This is a genomic window from Spirillospora sp. NPDC048911, from assembly GCF_043198015.1.
Lineage (GTDB): Bacteria > Actinomycetota > Actinomycetes > Streptosporangiales > Streptosporangiaceae > Spirillospora.
Genome location: NZ_JBICUD010000004.1, coordinates 310,418 through 328,731, shown reverse-complemented (window position 1 = coordinate 328,731; position 18,314 = coordinate 310,418). Strand labels below are relative to the sequence as shown.

16 protein-coding genes are annotated in these 18,314 nt (G+C 70.4%); 4 read left to right on the top strand and 12 right to left on the bottom strand.

The window, feature by feature from the left end:
* Window positions 1-10 precede the first annotated feature (10 nt).
* The 4 genes from ACGFNU_RS19660 to prcB form a co-directional block, all read right to left on the bottom strand.
* The gene (locus tag ACGFNU_RS19660) at window positions 11-955 is read right to left on the bottom strand and encodes an FKBP-type peptidyl-prolyl cis-trans isomerase (protein ID WP_392595429.1); all 945 of its coding nucleotides are present in this window, start codon (window positions 953-955) and stop codon (window positions 11-13) included.
* Window positions 956-1,123: 168 nt separating this feature from the next.
* On the bottom strand, window positions 1,124-2,482 hold the full coding sequence (gene pafA, locus ACGFNU_RS19655) for a Pup--protein ligase (protein ID WP_392595427.1): 1,359 nt from the start codon (window positions 2,480-2,482) through the stop codon (window positions 1,124-1,126).
* 191 nt (window positions 2,483-2,673) lie between these two features.
* Window positions 2,674-3,363: a proteasome subunit alpha gene (gene prcA, locus ACGFNU_RS19650; protein ID WP_392596484.1), complete on the bottom strand. Its 690-nt coding sequence runs from the start codon at window positions 3,361-3,363 to the stop codon at window positions 2,674-2,676.
* A 21-nt stretch (window positions 3,364-3,384) separates the two neighbouring features.
* Entirely contained in the window at window positions 3,385-4,251 is an 867-nt protein-coding gene (gene prcB / locus ACGFNU_RS19645) for a proteasome subunit beta (protein WP_392595426.1), read from the bottom strand.
* Window positions 4,252-4,386: 135 nt separating this feature from the next.
* Here prcB and ACGFNU_RS19640 point away from each other — a divergent pair, with 135 nt between their 5' ends.
* Entirely contained in the window at window positions 4,387-5,874 is a 1,488-nt protein-coding gene (locus ACGFNU_RS19640) for a hypothetical protein (RefSeq protein WP_392595424.1), read from the top strand.
* On the opposite strand, the gene ACGFNU_RS19635 is transcribed toward ACGFNU_RS19640, so the two are convergent.
* From ACGFNU_RS19635 to ACGFNU_RS19600, 8 genes are all read right to left on the bottom strand, one after another.
* Window positions 5,816-6,190: an endonuclease VII domain-containing protein gene (locus ACGFNU_RS19635; RefSeq protein WP_392595422.1), complete on the bottom strand. Its 375-nt coding sequence runs from the start codon at window positions 6,188-6,190 to the stop codon at window positions 5,816-5,818. The two genes, ACGFNU_RS19640 and ACGFNU_RS19635, sit on opposite strands and share 59 nt — an antisense overlap.
* A gap of 29 nt (window positions 6,191-6,219) precedes the next feature.
* Entirely contained in the window at window positions 6,220-6,897 is a 678-nt protein-coding gene (locus ACGFNU_RS19630) for an endonuclease VII domain-containing protein (protein ID WP_392595420.1), read from the bottom strand.
* 102 nt (window positions 6,898-6,999) lie between these two features.
* A complete protein-coding gene (locus ACGFNU_RS19625; protein ID WP_392595418.1) occupies window positions 7,000-7,209 on the bottom strand; it encodes a ubiquitin-like protein Pup in 210 nt (69 codons plus the stop codon).
* A 220-nt stretch (window positions 7,210-7,429) separates the two neighbouring features.
* Window positions 7,430-8,947, bottom strand: a complete 1,518-nt coding sequence (gene dop, locus ACGFNU_RS19620) for a depupylase/deamidase Dop (protein WP_392595416.1) — start codon at window positions 8,945-8,947, stop codon at window positions 7,430-7,432.
* On the bottom strand, window positions 8,944-10,203 hold the full coding sequence (locus ACGFNU_RS19615) for an acyltransferase family protein (RefSeq protein WP_392595414.1): 1,260 nt from the start codon (window positions 10,201-10,203) through the stop codon (window positions 8,944-8,946). Before ACGFNU_RS19615 ends, dop begins: the two co-directional genes overlap by 4 nt.
* A gap of 328 nt (window positions 10,204-10,531) precedes the next feature.
* Window positions 10,532-12,295 carry a proteasome ATPase gene (arc, locus tag ACGFNU_RS19610; protein WP_392595412.1) on the bottom strand — a complete coding sequence of 588 codons (1,764 nt, stop codon included), beginning with the start codon at window positions 12,293-12,295 and terminating at the stop codon, window positions 10,532-10,534.
* A gap of 337 nt (window positions 12,296-12,632) precedes the next feature.
* On the bottom strand, window positions 12,633-13,604 hold the full coding sequence (locus ACGFNU_RS19605) for a tRNA (adenine-N1)-methyltransferase (protein WP_392596482.1): 972 nt from the start codon (window positions 13,602-13,604) through the stop codon (window positions 12,633-12,635).
* Window positions 13,605-13,725: 121 nt separating this feature from the next.
* Window positions 13,726-14,916 carry a site-2 protease family protein gene (locus tag ACGFNU_RS19600; protein ID WP_392595410.1) on the bottom strand — a complete coding sequence of 397 codons (1,191 nt, stop codon included), beginning with the start codon at window positions 14,914-14,916 and terminating at the stop codon, window positions 13,726-13,728.
* A gap of 166 nt (window positions 14,917-15,082) precedes the next feature.
* On the opposite strand from ACGFNU_RS19600, the gene ACGFNU_RS19595 reads away from it, so the two are divergent.
* From ACGFNU_RS19595 to ACGFNU_RS19585, 3 genes are all read left to right on the top strand, one after another.
* Window positions 15,083-16,081, top strand: a complete 999-nt coding sequence (locus ACGFNU_RS19595) for a RecB family exonuclease (RefSeq protein ID WP_392596480.1) — start codon at window positions 15,083-15,085, stop codon at window positions 16,079-16,081.
* A 98-nt stretch (window positions 16,082-16,179) separates the two neighbouring features.
* Window positions 16,180-17,400 (top strand): sensor histidine kinase, encoded by a 1,221-nt coding sequence (locus ACGFNU_RS19590; protein ID WP_392595408.1) that lies wholly within the window; start codon window positions 16,180-16,182, stop codon window positions 17,398-17,400.
* Between the two features lie 51 nt (window positions 17,401-17,451).
* On the top strand, window positions 17,452-18,132 hold the full coding sequence (locus ACGFNU_RS19585) for a response regulator (protein ID WP_392595406.1): 681 nt from the start codon (window positions 17,452-17,454) through the stop codon (window positions 18,130-18,132).
* Window positions 18,133-18,314 lie beyond the last annotated feature (182 nt).

The following is an 18,314-nucleotide window of genomic DNA, read 5'->3' as shown; positions in this document are numbered from 1 at the left end:
GATAGAACCGCTAGTGCGCGCCGAGAATGTCCACGACGAAGACCAGGGTGTCGTTGCCCTTGATCCCGGCCTGCGGCAGACCCTTCGCGCCGTATCCGAGCGCGGGCGGGACGACCAGCAGGACGCGGCTGCCCACCGTGCGGCCGAGCAGGCCGTCGTCCCAGCCCTTCACGACCTGGCCCGTGCCGATGGTGGTGGCGTACGGGCGGCCGGCGCTCCAGGAGGAGTCGAACACCTTGCCGTCGCGCCAGAACAGGCCCACGTACTGCAGGGCGAGCAGCTGGCCCTTGCGCACCTGGGGCCCGGTGCCCTGCACGAGGACGCGCGCCGCCAGCTTCTTGGGAGCGGCGGCGCGCGGCACGGTCACCGTGGGGGCCTTGCCCGCCGCCCCCTGCACCTTCGGCAGCTTCGGATCGGTCAGCGGCTGCTCGCGGCCCTGCGCGCCGCCGGCCGCGGAGTAGATCGCGCGGACGTCCAGGACGTAGACCAGCGAGTCACCGGCACCGACCTGGTGCTGGGCGTCGCCCTTGGTGCCGTAGCCGTCCTTGGGCGGGATGTTGGCCACCACGCGGCCACCTGCGCGGCTGCCCTCGAGCGCCCTGTCGAGGCCCTTCACGAGCTGCCCGACGGGGAACGCCCCGGGCTGGCCGGCCATGTAGGTGTTGGCGAGGATCTTGTACCCGCCGTCGCCCCACCGGTAGCCGACGTAGTCGGCGACCACGAGGTCGCCCTTGCGCGCCTGGGCGCCCCTGCCCTTCTCCAGGGTCTTGACCGCCAGCTCGCCGCGCGGCTTGTCCTTGGGGAACGACACGTCCGGCCGCTGCCCCACGTCGCCCTTGACCGCGACCTGGATGTCGCCGGCGCCGTCGCCGAACAGCGAGCAGCCGGTGAGCGGCAGAGACGTGATCAGAACGGCTGCCGCCGGACGGCGGAGACCGGTGGGACGACGGCGCATGCGGGTCCTCGGGAGGTGAGCTGGAGGCGGTGAGCCTGGGGATGGTGAGCCCGGCTGAGCGCTCACCCTACCCCCTGGTCACCTGCCGGTAGCCGCGCGTGCCCGCGTGGCGGGAAACGCGCGGCGCCGTCTCGTCTTCCGGCTCGGTCCCACCTTCCGGTCCGGGTCTCACATTCCGGCGATGAGCTTGTCCACCCTCTCGTCGACGGAGCGGAACGGGTCCTTGCACAGGACGGTGCGCTGGGCCTGGTCGTTGAGTTTGAGGTGGACCCAGTCGACGGTGAAGTCGCGGCGTTTCTCTTGGGCTTTGCGGATGAACTCGCCGCGCAACCGGGCCCGGGTGGTCTGGGGCGGGACCGATTTGGCCTCGAAGATTTCCAGGTCCTTGGCGACCCGTTCCACCGAGCCGCGTTTTTCCAGCAGGTAGTACAGACCACGGTCACGGTGCACGTCGTGATAGGCCAAGTCCAGCTGCGCCACCCGTGGCGAAGACAGCGGCAGGTCGTACTTGCGCCGATACCGCTCGATCAACTGGTACTTGGTCACCCAGTCGATCTCCCGCGCTACCAGGTCGAGGTCGCCGGTCTCCACCGCGCGAAGCGTCCGCTCCCACAGGTCCAGAACCCGCATCGCGACCTCGTCGCCACCGCGCCGGTCGATGAAGTCCTTGGCCTTGCCGAAGTACTCTTTCTGGATCTCCAGCGAACTGGCCTCACGGCCGTTGGCCAGCCGCACCTTACGGCGGCCGGTCATGTCATGGCTGACCTCACGGATCGCGCGGATGGGGTTTTCGAGGGTGAGGTCACGCATCACCACGCCGGCCTCGATCATGCGCAGTACCAGGTCGGTGGCGCCGACCTTCAGCAGCATCGTGGTCTCACTCATGTTCGAGTCGCCCACGATGACGTGCAGCCGCCGGAACCGCTCGGCGTCGGCGTGCGGCTCGTCCCGGGTATTGATGATCGGCCGGGACCGGGTGGTGGCCGACGACACGCCTTCCCAGATGTGCTCGGCTCGCTGGGAGACGCAGTAGACCGCGCCGCGGGGAGTCTGCAGCACCTTGCCCGCACCGCAGATGATCTGACGGGTGACGAGATAGGGAATCAGCACGTCGGCCAGCCGGCCGAACTCCCCGTGCCGTCCGACCAGGTAGTTCTCGTGACAGCCGTAGGAGTTGCCGGCCGAGTCGGTGTTGTTCTTGAACAGGTAGATGTCGCCTGCGATGCCCTCCTCGCGGAGCCTGCGCTCGGCGTCGACCAGCAACCCTTCCAGGATCCGCTCGCCGGCCTTGTCGTGCGTCACCAGATCGATGACGCTGTCACACTCCGGCGTGGCGTACTCGGGGTGGCTTCCCACGTCCAGGTAGAGCCGCGCGCCGTTGCGCAGGAACACGTTGCTGCTACGGCCCCACGAGACCACCCTGCGGAACAGATAGCGCGCCACCTCATCGGGTGACAACCGCCGCTGACCGCGGAAGGTACAGGTGACGCCGTACTCGTTCTCAAGCCCGAAGATGCGCCTGTCCACACCCCGACCCTATGTGGCCGGGAGCCGACTTGGCAGTCTCTGAAGTCCCTGGTTTCGCAGGGCTCCCCGGCTCCGGCCCGACGCCTTTACAATGTAGATCATTATCTCGGCGCGGAAAACCCGCCGTGACCGCGCGGAACGTGATCACGGCGGGTCGCCGCGCCGGAACGCGGGGAGTCAGGAGCGAACGGTCAGGAAGCGTCCTCGCCGAGGAGGCTCTCGATCCGCGCCGCCGGCAGCCGCCTGAACAGCCGGTGCTCGCGGTTGCGGTCGAGCACCGCCACCTCGAGCGACTTGGCCTCCAGGTGCCGGTCGGCGTCCTGCGCCTCCAGCGACCGCACGGCCGCCTTGAGCGCCTCGGCCAGCGGCATGCCCTCCTGGAAGCGGTCCTTCAGCGCCTGCGCCACGGCCTCGGCCTGCCCGCCCATCGCCACGTAGCCGTGCTCGTCGGCCACCGAGCCGTCGAACGTCAGCCGGTAGATCTGGTCGGTGGCCGCCTCCGTGCCCACCTCGGCGACCACGAGCTCGACCTCGTACGGCTTGTTGGTCTCGGTGAAGATGGTGCCCAGCGACTGCGCGTAGACGTTGGCGAGACCGCGCGCGGTCACGTCGCGCCGGTCGTACTGGTAGCCGTTCACGTCGGCGTACCGCACCCCGCCCAGCCGCAGGTTCTCGAACTCGTTGTACTTGCCGACCGCCGCGAACGCGATGCGGTCGTAGATCTCGCTGATCTTGTGGAGCGCCCGGGACGGGTTGTCGGCCACGAACAGGATGCCGTCGTCGTACTGCAGCACGACCACGCTGCGGCCGCGCGCGATGCCCTTGCGCGCGTAGTCGGCCTTGTCCTTCATCTGCTGTTCGGGCGACACGTAGAACGGCATGGACACCGGTCAGGATCCCTTCTATCGCAGCGGGGCGGTCGGACCGCCCGGCGAGTCGTAACGCCCGTCGACGACGGCCTGCGCCATGGCGCCGACCTCGTCCTCACCGAGCCTGCGGTACCCGTCGGCCGTCACCGTCGCGACCACGGGGAAGATCCGGCGCGTCAGGTCCGGGCCGCCGGTCGCCGAGTCGTCGTCGGCCGCGTCGTACAGGGCCTGCACGCAGGCCAGCGCCGCGTCCTCCGCCGGCAGGTCGGCGCGGTAGAGCTTCTTCAGCGCGCCGCGCGCGAAGACCGACCCGGATCCGATCGAGTAGAAGTCCCGCTCCTCGTAGCGGCCCCCGGCCGGGTCGTAGGAGAAGATGCGCCCGGTGTCGCGCTCCTCGTCGTACCCGGCGAACAGCGGCACCACGGCGAGGCCCTGCATCGCCATGGCCAGGTTGCCCCGCACCATGGTGGCCAGCCGGTTGGCCTTGCCCTCCAGGGAGAGCGTCCGGCCCTCCATCTTCTCGTAGTGCTCCAGCTCGACCTGGAACAGCCGCACGATCTCGATCCCGATCCCGGCCGTGCCGGCGATCGCGATGGCCGAGAACTCGTCCGCCCGGAACACCTTCTCGATGTCCCGCTGGGCGATCACGTTCCCCGCGGTCGCGCGCCGGTCTCCCGCCATCACCACCCCGCCGGGGAAGGTCACGGTCACGATCGTCGTGCCGTGCGGGATATCGTCCCCTGCCGGGGACACCGGAGGCGTCCGCCGCCCGGGCAACATCTCCGGGGAGTACGCCCCCAGGAATTCCGTGAACGAGGACGTGCCCGGGTTGACGAACAGCCCCGGCAGACGTCCGATGTGCGATTCGTGGGACGCCACGCGACTCCTTCCCTGCACCATGGCGCCGGCCCCTGACGGGCTCACCGGCGCGGACGTTTATGACCCTACTGTTCCAGCGACGTCCACTGCATGCCGCGTGATCCCTACCGTAGTCAGCCGAGGGCGAACCCGGCCCCGCCGCACTACGATGACGGCGTGGTGTGGGGACCCCATGACGGCGCGCAGGGCCCGCCGGCCGGACGGCCGGGCTGGCCGAGCCCGCTCGGGCAGCCGACGTGGCCGAGCGCCGCCGGGCAGCCCGCCTGGAGCCGCCCGTACGTGCCGCCGCAGGCGCCCGCGGCGCCGGTCGTGCCCGAGCCGCCCGTCGACGGCGATCCCTTCACGCGGACCGAGCACGCCGTCCGGGCGACGGTCGCGGCGCCCTGGTGGCGCGGCGCGACACCGGTCCAGCGCCGGCAGGCGCTGCTCCCCCGCCTCCTGTCGCTGCCCGACCACAGCTGGTGGATGTACGGGGCGTGGGCCCGCTGGTACCGGTGGCACCCGGCGGACGGCCGCTGGTTCCCCGCCGCGCCGCCGCGCTCGGCCGCCACCCGGGAGGCGGCGCGGCCCGGGCAGCCCGCGCCCATGATCGCGTCGGAGATCCTGCCCACCGGGCCCGACTTCGCCCAGGACTACGGCCCGCCGCTCGCGATCACCGGGAGCCCGGTCTCCGGGGCGCTGCTGTTCCGGCTGCGGTCGGTGGCGGCCGAGGCCGCGCAGGCCCCGCCGCCCGACTACCCGCTGGGCTGGAGCCACTTCTTGCACGGCACGCCGAGCACGATCGCCGCGACCTGGAGCACCCTGCTCTGGTGCGCCTCGGTGCCGGTCTTCGACCCCGATCTCGACAACAGCCTGCTCGGCCTGTGGGAGCCGCACCTCGCCCAGCCGCTCGGCACCGGACGGCTCCGCTGGCTGCCTCCCCCGCCCCTGCACACCGTCCTCGGCCTGTACGCCGAGCGCCTGCGCGCCGGGCGCGCCGACGCCGCGAACCAGCTGGTCCGCTGCATGGTCATGACCGCGCAGGCCCTCCGCGACGATCCCCGCTTCCGGATCCGGGCCTCGGCGCTGCTGTCGATGATCGAGCCGCTCCAGGCGAATCCGGCCCTGGACCACCCGGCCCTCCCCTACGGCGACCAGGCGGTGGAACGCGAGTGGCGCGGACGGTGCGCGGCGCCCCTGCACGCGGCGCTCTTCGCCGACTCGGCCCCCGGAGAGTGCTTCCAGCTCGCCTTCTACGACTTCGCGACGGCCCTGAGGCCCCTGTGCGGCGACGCCGAGGGCCCGGCGTACATCGAGCCCCGCCACGCCGCCACCGCGCTCCTGGCCGCCGACATGGCCGCCTACCGCCCGGACCTGGCCACCCCGGTCGGCGCCTGGCTCGACCCCGAGCTGCGCGCGCTGCTCGGCGAGATCCTCGACCGGCCCGGCCACGACCTGCGCGAGCTGTGGCCCGCCCAGGGCCGCCTCCCGGACGTTCTCAAGCCCGACGGCACGGCGGCCACGATCGAGGCGCTGAGCGGCGCCGCCGCAACCGCGATCGCCTGGACGCGGCTGGCCGGAGGCATCCCCGTGCCACCGGACGGATTTACCGTGGCGAACGCCTTCGCCGCCCACCTGGACGGCCTGCAAGCCTCGCCGAACTGACCGAGCGGAATGACAGGACGGGCTGAGAGACCGGGCCGAGAGCCCCGTCCGAACAGCCGAGAGGCGTGTCCCCCTTGCCGGACGCGGCATGGGGAACATGCCTTGTCGTTGCCCCGCCGCTCCCGCGTTCCTCCAGATAGTCCGCCGCCCGGCGCAACGTGGCCGGATCATCCCTGAGCTGCCCCATCCCCGTGTTGCACTCCGGGCAGAGCAACCCCCGCACGGCCCCTGTCTCATGACAGTGATCGACATGAGCGGCAGACGCCGACCGGCAGATAGGGCAGTCATCCCCAGATTGCAGGCCGAGCCGGATCATGTCCCTGGGGCTGAGACGATGCCGCGCGATCATTCGTGCGCTGAGACGATCATCTCCGAAGCCCCACAACAGGAGAGTACGGAACGATGCTTCGTCGACCGGCTCCCGTTTGAAGCCCTTGGGTGCCGTTCCAGATACGCCGCGGCCGCACGCATATGGCACGGGTTATCACCGAATTGGCCGAGTGCACCATTACAGCTGAAGCACAACAGCCCACGGACCTTCCCCGTTGTGTGGTCGTGGTCCACATGCTTTGCGGCGCCACTGAGGCAGATGACACAGATGTCGCCCTGCTGGGCGGCCATCCGCTCCACGTCCTGTTCAGTGATCCCATAGCGTCGCTTGAGCAGGTAGTTGCGCTCGCTGCCGTGGGTGCGTTCCTTGATCTCCGCCATGGCGGCTGTGTGGCAAGGGCGGCAATAGGCCGTGAGCCCTGACTTCTGCGAGCGATTGCGGCCGAACGCTTCCAGCGGCATGGTCTCCTCGCATCGGGGGCAGTACTTCATGCCCTCCGGCACCGCCGAGTGCCCGCGATAGGGCCTCGTCTTCTTGCCGAGCTCCTTCTGGCCTCCTCGATAGGAGGCGGCGTTACGGCGCCCGAAACATTCTCGGCAGTAAAGCGCAAGGCCGTCGGGAGAGGCCTTGCGCTTCCAGAACTCCGTGGCGGGTTTGACCTCACCACAGTCCCGACACTTCTTGGATGTCATGGTGGGAGATTACCGAGCATCCGCGTCTGGTGTGACTGTATGCAGTTATATGATTACGGACCTATACTGAATCTACTCCCGAGGTTTTGTGTCCGTTTTGCCCTACTCTCCTCCCTTTTGGACGTAGCTGCGAACAAATTCCTCTGCGTTCTCTTCGAGAACTTCGTCGATTTCGTCCAGAATGGCGTCTACGTCGTCGGTGAGCTTGTCCTGGCGCTCCTGGACGTCGCCCTCGGTCGTCGCCTGGGTCTCGTCGACCTCTTCGGTGCGCCGCGTGGTCTGCTTCTGACCGCCGCTGTCCTTCGTGGCCATCCCGTTCCTCCGCTCTGCCGGTGCCCCCAACCCTATCTCCGATCACCGGAGGCGAGCGGATGACGCGATCCGTTTCACCACCTCGACAGCGCGGGGGGCCTGCTGGGGTTATCGCCCGTCCTCGAAACCCTGAAACGGGCAAACCGGCCACGGATGTGCGGCGGCCTCCCCCACTCCATGAGCCGGGGGAGGCCGCTCAGATCAGCTCTGGCCGCTCAGATCAGCTGTGGCCGGTAAGGGTGGCCACGAGGTCGGCGGCGGTACGGCAGCGGTCCAGGAGCGGCCCCACGTGCTGCTTGGTGCCGCGCAGGGGTTCCAGAGTGGGCACCCGCTGCAACGACTCCCGGCCGGGCACGTCGAAGATCACCGAGTCCCACGACGCGGCGGCCACCGAGTCGGCGTACTGCCGCAGGCACCGGCCGCGGAAGTAGGCCCGGGTGTCCTCGGGCGGGTCCTCGATGGCCGACTCGACCTGCGCCTCGGTGACGATCCGCTCGATGCGGTCGCGGGCCACCAGGCGGTTGTAGAGCCCCTTGTCGGGACGGACGTCGGAGTACTGCAGGTCGACCAGCTGCAGGCGCGGGTGCGACCAGTCGAGGCCGTCCCGGCTGCGGTAGCCCTCCAGCAGCTCCAGCTTGGCCACCCAGTCGAGCTCGCGGGAGAGCTGCATGGGGTCCTCGCCGAGGCGGTGCAGGACCGACTCCCAGCGGTCGAGGACGTCCTTGGTCATCTCGTCGACGTCGGCGCCGAAGCGGTCCTCGACGTACTTGCGGGACTGCTCCAGGTATTCCATCTGGAGCTGGACGGCGGTCATCTTGCGGCCGTCGCGCAACGTGAGCAGGTGCTTGCACGCCGGGTCGTGCGACACCGCGCGCAGGCCCGCCACCGGCATGTCGACCGACAGGTCGACGGTGAGGAACGAGTCCTCGATCATGGCCAGGACCAGGGCCGTGGTGCCGAGCTTGAGGTAGGTCGACACCTCGCTCATGTTGGCGTCGCCGATGATCACATGCAGCCGGCGGTACTTCTCGGGGTCGGCGTGCGGCTCGTCGCGCGTGTTGATGATCGGGCGCTTGAGCGTGGTCTCCAGGCCGACCTCGACCTCGAAGAAGTCGGCGCGCTGGCTGATCTGGAACCCGTCGCCGCGGCCGTCGACGCCGATGCCGACCCGGCCGGCGCCCGCCACGACCTGGCGTGAGACGAAGAACGGGGTGAGATGGCGGACGACGTCGGCGAACGGCGTCTCCCGCTTCATGAGGTAGTTCTCGTGGCAGCCGTAGGAGGCGCCCTTGTTGTCGGTGTTGTTCTTGTAGAGCTGGATGGGGTGCGTGCCGGGCACCAGCGCGGCGCGCGCCGCCGCGTCGGCCATCACCCGCTCGCCCGCCTTGTCCCAGATCACCGCGTCGCGGGGGTTGGTGCACTCGGGCGCGGAGTACTCGGGATGCGCGTGGTCGACGTAGAGCCGCGCGCCGTTGGTGAGGATGACGTTGGCCAGCCCCAGGTCCTCGTCGGTCAGCTGGGTGGGGTCGGCCACCTCACGGGCGAGATCGAACCCGCGCGCGTCGCGCAGCGGGTTCTCCTCCTCGAAGTCCCAGCGGGCCCTTCTGGCCCGTGCCGCCGATGCCGCCAGGTAGGCGTTGACGACCTGAGAGGAGGTCACCATCGCGTTGGCCCCTGGCTGACCGGGTACGGAGATGCCGTACTCGGTCTCGATGCCCATCACCCGCCGAACACTCATATCGTCGAGCCTATCGGGGCGGAGGGGGCGGAGCCATGGGGCTCCTCCCCGGGTTGCGGGAGTGTCCTCGCCGGTAGGGGCGCCACCTCCGATTCGTTCGTGTGCGGCGTGCCGGCCGCTGGATCGTCCGGCGCGCCCCCAGAAGCACGTGCGCGCCTGCCGCGCCGGCGGCCCGTATCGGTCATCTGGAGTTTGGCGAACGACTCGCGCAGCCTCGGCTTGAGCCAGGCGGCGAGCGGCTGCTCGACGAGCTTGTGGACCGCGTAGGCCGCGACGAGCACCACCATGATGATCGTCACAGTCGCGGCCCAGGGCGCCATCGCCGGGTAGAGCACCCGGGCGAGCACCGGGGCGAGGTCGTAGTGGATGAGGTACACCGGATAGGTGAGGCAGCCGAGCGTGGTGAAGAACCGCCAGCGCAGCCAGCCGAGCTTGCCCGTGGCGACCAGGGCCATCACCGCGAACGTCAGCGTGACGATGATCGCGACGGCGGGCCGGGCGTCGGCCGGCGAGATCCGGTAGGCCTTCTCGATGGCGGCCGGCACCGCGTACCGCACGGCGCAGGCCCAGGAGAACCCGACGAACAACCACAGCAGCAGGGACGAGCCGAAGCGGTGGATCAGGTAGAAGGCCATCCCCGCGATGAAGAACGGTGCGTACTCGGGGATGAGCAGGGTCTCGGCGACCTTGCTGTCGCTCTCGTGCGCGAAGACGCTCGCCACCGACCAGGTGGCCATGAACGTGATGCAGCGCTGGTAGGTGACCCCCGCCAGCACCAGGATCGAGATCAGCGCGTAGAAGTGCATCTCGGTCCACAACGTCCAGAAGACGTTGCTGGCGTTGCGGACGCCCATCCCCTGCTGGAACATCGTCAGGTTGGGGATGATGGTCTCGACCTCGCCCCAGCCGAGGCCGGTCGTGTAGTAGATCACCCCGATGAGCAGGACGGCGAACCAGTACGCCGGGTAGAGCCGGATGATCCGCGAGACCGCGAAGTCGGCCATGCTGCGGCCCCAGACGCTCATCAGGATGACGAACCCGCTGATGAGGAAGAACAGCTCGACACCGAGGTAGCCGAACTGTGTGAGGGCCGATATGGGCCGGAACAGCTCTCGGGCCTTCTCCCCCTCGAAGGGGCCGCCGCGTGAACCGGTGTAGTGGAAGAGCACGACGGCCAGGGCGGCGAGGAAGCGGAGCAGGTCGACTTCCAGGAGCCGCACTCGCTGGGGGGCGTGTGCTTTGGGGTCTGCAGACATCGACAACGAGCCTAGGGGACACATAAGCCCCTATTGGCCAGATTCTCACCTTGAGTTAACGCAGCTTCAACAAATGCGGCCAGCGGCACGGCCCGGGCGCTGCCAAAAGGAGCGCGGGGGGGGGGGGGCCGGGGGGGGGGGGGGGGGCCCCCCCCCCCCCGGGGGGGGGGGGGCCCCCCCGCGGGGGGGGGCTGGGGGGGGGGGGGGGGGGGGGGGGGGCGCCCCCCCCCGCCCCCCCCCCCCCCCCCGGGCCCCCCCCCGCGCCCCCCCCCCCCCCCCGGGGGGGGCCCCCCCCCCGCTCCTCACGAACTGTGGTGGGGCGACTACATTACAGGTACTGGCCGGTGTTCGCCACGGTGTCGATCGAACGGCCGGCCTCGGCGCCCTTGGTCCCAGAGACGAGCGTACGGATGTAGACGATCCGTTCGCCCTTCTTGCCCGAGATGCGCGCCCAGTCGTCGGGGTTGGTGGTGTTGGGCAGGTCTTCGTTCTCGCTGAACTCGTCGACGCAGGCGGCGAGCAGGTGCGCCACGCGCATGCCCTTCTGGCCGGTGTCGAGGAACTGCTTGATGGCCATCTTCTTGGCCCGGTCGACGATGTTCTGGATCATCGCTCCGGAGTTGAAGTCCTTGAAGTACAGGACCTCCTTGTCACCGTTGGCGTAGGTGACCTCCAGGAAGCGGTTCTCCTCGCTCTCGGTGTACATCCGCTCGACGACGCGCTGGATCATGGCGTCCACGGTGGCGTCCGCGGAACCGCCGTTCTCCTTGACGTCGTCGGGGTGCAGGGGCAGCCCTTCGAGGATGTACTTGGAGAAGATGTCCTTGGCCGCCTCGGCGTCCGGACGCTCGATCTTGATCTTGACGTCCAGCCGGCCGGGCCGCAGGATCGCCGGGTCGATCATGTCCTCCCGGTTGGAGGCACCGATGACGATCACGTTCTCCAGGCCTTCGACACCGTCGATCTCGCTCAGCAGCTGCGGGACGATGGTGTTCTCGACGTCGGAGGAGACGCCCGAGCCGCGGGTCCGGAAGATCGAGTCCATCTCGTCGAAGAACACGATCACCGGGGTGCCGGCCGAGGCCTTCTCCCGGGCCCGCTGGAAGACCAGGCGGATGTGCCGCTCGGTCTCGCCGACGTACTTGTTGAGCAGCTCGGGACCCTTGATGTTGAGGAAGAAGCTCTTGCCCTCGGCTCCGGTCTGCTCGGCGACCTTCTTGGCCAGCGAGTTGGCCACCGCCTTGGCGATGAGCGTCTTGCCGCAGCCGGGCGGGCCGTACAGCAGCACGCCCTTGGGGGGGCGCAGCTGGTGCTCGCGGAACAGATCCGCGTGCAGGTACGGCAGCTCGACCGCGTCCCTGATCATCTCGATCTGCGAGCCGAGCCCGCCGATCTCGTTGTAGGAGATGTCGGGGACCTCCTCGAGGACCAGCTCCTCGACCTCGGCCTTGTGAATCTTCTCGTAGGCGTATCCGGACCTCGGTTCGAGCATCAGCGAGTCGCCCGCCCGCAGCGGGACGCCGCGCAGCGGCTCGGCCAGTTTGATCACGCGCTCCTCGTCGGCGTGCGCGATCACCAGGGCCCGTTCACCGTCCTCGAAGAGCTCCTTGAGCATGACGACCTCGCCCTGCTCTTCGAACTCCAGTGCCTCGACGACGTTGAGCGCCTCGTTGAGCATGACCTCCTGGCCACGCTGCAGCTCGTCCGCGTCCACCGCCGGGCTGACGTTCACCCGGAGCTTGCGGCCCCCGGTGAAGATGTCGACCGTTCCATCGTCCCGGGCCTCCAGGAAGACCCCGAACCCCGACGGCGGTTGGGCGAGCCTGTCGACCTCCTCTTTGAGCGCCACGATCTGCTCGCGAGCCTCTTTGAGGGTCGCTACGAGACGCTCGTTCTGACCCGTTACGGCAGCCAGGTTGGCCTGTGCCTCATGGAGTCGTTCCTCTAGAACACGTACTTGGCGCGGGGATTCCGCGAGCTTGCGGCGCAGCACGGAGATCTCCTCCTCCAGGAAGGAAACCTGCGTTTGGAGGTCCCTAACCTCCTTGTCGTGCTGCGCCCTGCGCGCCCCAGCATCGTCACGAGCGGCCACGCCCCGTCACCTCCTCACGAAGAGAGCCGACGACCTACTGAGACCCTACCTATCTGAGGGGCATCCGTAACCTGCCGCTTCGGTTCTCCTGTCATTGACGCCCGTCCCGGCCCGCCCGGAATAGCCCGTTCCAACGACCGTGATGATGCGGGGACACATCCGGCAGACCACGAAATTCGCGGCGTCCACCGGCCGGGCGAAGCGAAGTTCGCTGATTACGGCCCTGCCAGAAGGTGTGTTGGGGGCCAGGACGCGTCGTGTGAATTCCGTGTTACGAGGTGACCTGCGGTAGCCGGGGCGGTCTCGGGGCCGTGCCCGGCCGTCATGAAAATGTGATCTAGACCTCGGTGGTCTCGGGCGTGGCGCCGGGCGTGGCGCCGGGCGTGGCGTCGCCGCCCGCGGACCCTGCTCCCGGGGACCCGGCTCCGGCGGACCCGGCTCCGGCGGACCCGGCTCCGGCGGGCGCACCGGTCTCGGCGTAGGCGCCCTTGGCGGGACGGCGGCGGCGCAGCGGCGGGGCGACGCCGTCGGCCAGCCTGCGGGCGGTCACGAGGAAGCCGGTGTGGCCGACCATGCGGTGGTCGGGCCGGACGGCCAGCCCCTCGACGTGCCAGGAGCGCACCATCGTCTCGAAGGCGTACGGCTCGGCGAAGGCGCCGTGCTCGCGGAGCCCCTCCACGACCCGCGACATCTGCGTCGTGGTGGCGACGTAGACGCAGATCATCCCGCCGGGGATCAGGGCCTTGGCGACGGCCTCCAGGCACTCCCAGGGGGCGAGCATGTCGAGGACGACCCGATCGACCTCGGTCTCGGCGAGGGAGTCCTCCAGCGAGCCGACGGTCAGCTTCCACGCCGGGTGCGGGCCGCCGAAGAACTTCTCGACGTTGCCCTTGGCGACGTCGGCGAAGTCCTCGCGCCGCTCGTAGGACGAGACCATGCCGCGCTCGCCCACCGCGCGCAGCAGGAAGCAGCTCAGCGCGCCCGATCCGGCGCCCGCCTCGACGACGCGGGCGCCCGGGAAGATGTCGGCCATCGCGACGATCTGACCGGCGTCCTTGGGGTAGACGACGGCCGCGCCGCGCGGCATGCGCACGGCGAAGTCGGCCAGCAGGGGCCGGAACGCGAGGTACTCGGTGCCGCCGCTGGAGCGGAACACCGTGCCCTCGGGGCTGCCGATGATCTCCTCGTGCGGGATCGAGCCCTTGTGCGAGTGATAGACCTTGCCCGGCTGCAGCGTGATCGTGTTGATCCGGCCCTTGGGGTCGGTGAGCTGAACCTGGTCGCCGGCCCGGAACGGCCCGTGCGGGATGCGGCCGTGGGCGTCCTGGGAGGAGGAGTCGTGGGCGCCGTCGCCGGCGGCCAGGGTGGGTTCGCTCATAGCCCTCAAGGCTATCGGCGGAAAGGCCCCGCTCAGACCGGGCGGATCGCCGTCAGATCCCGGCGAAGGCCCGGTCGACGTCGGCCACCGCGAGCACCCCGTAGACCCGGCCGTCGGCCTCGACCAGCAGGTACTCCGAGGCGGGCGCGCGGCGGAGCGCGACGATCAGTTCCTCGCCGGTGAGGTCGGCGGGAAGGGTCAGCTCGGTGTCGAGGCTCCGCGACAGCTCGCCCACCTCGATCCAGGGGCGGCGGTGCTCGGGCGTGGCGGTCACGGCCTTCTCGCTCACCAGGCCGAGCGGCCGCTCCTCGTGGTCGACGATCACCAGGGCGCCGGACCGGTCCTCCTGGGCGCGCCGCACGGCCTCGGCCAGCGGCACGTTCGCGGTCACCAGCGTGGCGCGGCGGGCCAGCCTGCGGGCGTCGAGCAGCGGGATGCGGTCGCGCACCTTCTCGGCCCGGATGGCCTGGGTGGCGCCCACCCAGATGAACGAGGCGACCAGCGCCGACCAGAGCAGCGCCAGCCAGCCGAAGCCGCCGCCACCGCCCGCGGCGGGCCGGGTGGCGAGGATCGCCCCGGCGAGCAGCGTGAGCACCGCGACCGCGCGCCCCACCCAGCCGGCGAAGATCGCCCCGTTGCGGCTGCGCCCGGTGACCTTCCAGACCGCGGCCCGCACCAGCCGGCCGCCGTCCAGCGGCAGGCCGGGCAGCAGGTTGAACGCGCCGACCAGCAGGTTGGCGTAGGTGAGCGCGTCGACGAGGAGCATGGCCACGCCCGGGAGCGGCAGCAGCAGATGCGCCAGCAGCCCGAGCCCGGCGAGCACGAGGTTGACCAGCGGCCCGGCGAAGGCGATCAGGAACTCGCGGCCCGGGGTGGGCGCCTCGCGTTCGATGGAGGTCTCGCCGCCGAGGATGTGCAGGGTGACCGAGCGCACGGGCAGGCCGAGCACCCGGGCGGTCACCGCGTGGCTCAGCTCGTGGACGAACACCGACGCGTAGAGCAGCACCGCGTAGGCGAACGCGACCACGAAGCTGCCCGGGCGCGAGATCACGCCGGTGTCGAGGACCTGGTTCTCGAACATGACGGTGACGACCACCGCGACCAGGAACCAGCTCGGGGACACGTAGACCGGGACGCCGAAGGGCCGTCCCATGAACAGGCCTTGCCCGCCCCTTCCGGGACCGGCGCCCGCCGGATCGCCGGGTTCGGTCTTGCCTTCGGTCGGGGGTGCGCTCTCTGTCACGCCCCCGATGCTACGCGGCTGCACGGTTTCGTCGGTGCCGTCCCCTAGGGTGCTGGACATGACGACCACCGAGGCCGCGGGCTCGCCGGACACCGTGCCGGAGACACAGACCACCGGCGGACCGCAGGTGCTCGGCTCCCTGTCCCCCTCGCGGGCGGGCGATTTCATGACCTGCCCCCTGCTGTACCGCTTCCGGGTGATCGACCGGATTCCGGAGAAGCCGAGCCCCGCCGCGGTGCGCGGCACGCTGGTGCACGCGGTGCTGGAGCGGCTGTACGACCTGCCGAGGGAGGAGCGCACCCCGCCCGCCGCCCTCGACCTGCTGGCGCCGCAGTGGCAGCGGCTGCAGGAAGAGGAGCCGGAGCTGGCCCGCCTCTTCGCCCCAGACCCCACCGAGGACGGCCCGGACAAGATCGGCACGGACGCGAGTGCCGCCGAGGGCGCTGCGGGCGAGATCGGCACGAACTCCGGCACCGAGGGTGGTGCGCCCACGGCCGCTTCGGGCACGGGCGCGGCCGATGCGGGCACGCCCGTGGCGGGTGCGGGCACGGGTGGTGCGAGTGCGGACGGGGTCGGGGCGGTTGAGCGGGAGTGGTTCGAGCAGGCCCGGCAGATGGTCGAGCGCTACTTCACGCTCGAAGATCCGCGCCGCCTGGAGCCGGCCGAGCGCGAGCTGTTCGTCGAGACCGTGCTGGCCTCGGGGCTCAAGCTGCGCGGCTACATCGACCGGGTCGACGTGGCGCCGAGCGGCGAGGTCCGGATCGTCGACTACAAGACCGGCACCGCGCCGCGCGCCGACTTCGAGGCGCGGGCGCTGTTCCAGATGAAGTTCTACGCCCTGGTGCTGTGGCGGCTGCAGGGCCGCGTGCCGCGGCTGCTGCAGCTCATGTACCTCGGCAACGGCGAGGTCCTGCGGTACGAGCCGGACGAGGCCGACCTGCGGGCCACCGAGCGCAAGGTCGAGGCGCTCTGGGCGGCGATCCGGCGGGCGACCGAGACCGGCGAGTGGCGCCACCGCACCAGCCGGCTCTGCGACTGGTGCGACCACAAGGAGCGCTGCCCGGCGTGGGGCGGCACGCCGCCGCCGCTGCCCGCGACGCCGGTCGACCGCCCCTCCCCTGCCGATCTTGAAATCTCGGCCCACGGGCGCGGGGACGACCTGTGACTCCACCGGCGCGGCCGGTCCGCTCATCCTTCCGGAGGAGCTGAGATCCGCGTCCAGGAGGGGCCCACCACCAGGTACGACCTCCTAGGGTGAGAATCGTGTCACCCCGCATCCGTGGCCTCGCCGCCTTCCGCTCATGGCTTCAGTCCCGCCCGCAGGCGGCTGACGCCGTCCTGGCGGTGGCCCTGCTGCTCATGGGGTTCCTCCAGCTCTTCATCGAGGACCCCCCGGCGCGGCTGGAGCCGTACTACGGGAAATCGGATGCCACCCATGTGGCGCTCATCATCGCCCTCACGATGTCGATCACGTTCCGGCAGCGCTACCCGATGTCGGTGTTGTGCTTCCTCGTGGCCGGCGAGCTGTGGATCACGGTCCAGCACTATCCGCCGACGGTCCCGGACGTGGTCGCGTTCCTGCTGGCGATCTACAGCGTCGCCGCGCACCGGGGGCTGGCCCACAGCGCACTGGGCGGGCTGCTGGCCCTGGTCTCGTTCAACACGATGCTGGTGATGCAGCCGATCGATCCGGGCATCATCACCTACCTGATGGACAACGCGCTGGTCATGGGCGTCTGGGTGCTGGGCCGCAACCTGCGGCTGCGGCGGGCCTACTTCACCGAGCTGGAGGACCGCGCCGCCCGGCTCGAGCGGGCGCGCGGCACCGACGCGCGGGCGGCCAGGGTCGAGGAGCGCTCCCGCATCGCGCGCGAGCTGCACGACGTCGTCGCCCACCACGTCAGCGTGATGACGGTCCAGGCGGGCGCCGCGCGGCGCATCCTCGACCGCGACCCCGGCAGCGCCCGGGAGGCCATGTCCACCATCGAGGAGGTCGGCCGCACCGCGCTGAGCGAGATGCGCCGGATCGTCGGCGTGCTGCGCACCGACCGCGACCCCGAGCGGGCGGGCGGCGAGCTCGCGCCCCAGCCCGGCCTCGGCGACCTCGGCGAGCTGCTCGACCACGTCCGGGAGACCGGCCTGTCGGTGCAGCTCTGGATCGAGGGCGAGGCGCGCACGCCCTCCCCCGGCGTGGACGTGGCGGCCTTCCGGCTCATCCAGGAGGCGCTCACCAATACGCTCAAGCATGCCGGTCCGCAGGCGCGCGCCTGGGTACGGCTCTACTACACCGACGACGACCTGACCGTGGAGATCGAGGACGACGGGCGTGGCACCGCGACGATCATGGCCGACAACGGGGACAATCCCGGGCATGGGCTGGTCGGCATGTACGAGCGCGTCGCGCTGTACGGCGGCGAGCTGCGGATCGGGCCACGGGTCGGCGGCGGTTTCGGCGTGCGGGCCCGGTTCCCCCTGGAGGCATGAGTTCGATGACGAGCGGAGCGAAGTGATGGGTCTGTCGAGCGGAGCGGGTTCATGACGACGGTGCGGGTTCTGCTCGTGGACGACCAGCCGCTGCTGCGGACGGGATTCCGGCTGATCCTGGAGGCCGAGGGCGACCTCGCGGTGGTCGGCGAGGCCGGCGACGGCGCGGCGGCGGTCGAGATGACGCGGTCGCTGCTGCCGGACGTGGTGCTGATGGACATCCGGATGCCGGGCGTGGACGGGATCGAGGCGACCCGGCGGATCATCCGTGAGGGCGCCGCGTCGCACGATCCGAAGGTGCTGATCCTCACCACGTTCGACCTGGACGAGTACGTGATCGAGGCGGTGCGGGCCGGCGCGAGCGGGTTCCTGCTCAAGGACTCGCCGCCCGAGGACCTGGTGCAGGCCATCCGCATCGTGGCGGCCGGCGACGCCATCGTGGCGCCGAGCGTGACCCGCCGGCTGCTGGACAAGTTCGCCACCCGGCTCCCCGCGGTCCGCGACTCCTCTCCCCCGCCCGGCCTCGACACGCTGACCGACCGCGAGCGCGAGGTGCTGTCGCACGTCGCGCGGGGCCTGTCCAACGCCGAGATCGCCGCGGAGCTGGTGGTCAGCGAGACGACGGTCAAGACGCACGTGGGCAACGTGCTGGCCAAGCTCGGGCTGCGCGACCGCGTGCAGGCCGTGGTGTACGCCTACGAGACGGGCATGAGCCGGCCCGGCCAGAGCTGACGAGCGCCCGGCGGGGCGCCCTCCGGCGGCCTCCGGTGATCCTTCCCTCCCCCGAGAGGACGATCGCCGGAGGTGCCTCTCCGTCCAAGGGTGGAGTGCGAAGTCCCTTCCTGGGGCCCATCTCAAGAGCCCCCTGAACTCCTACTGTTCTGTGTCATGGATCGCGCCGGGGGAAAGCGCGG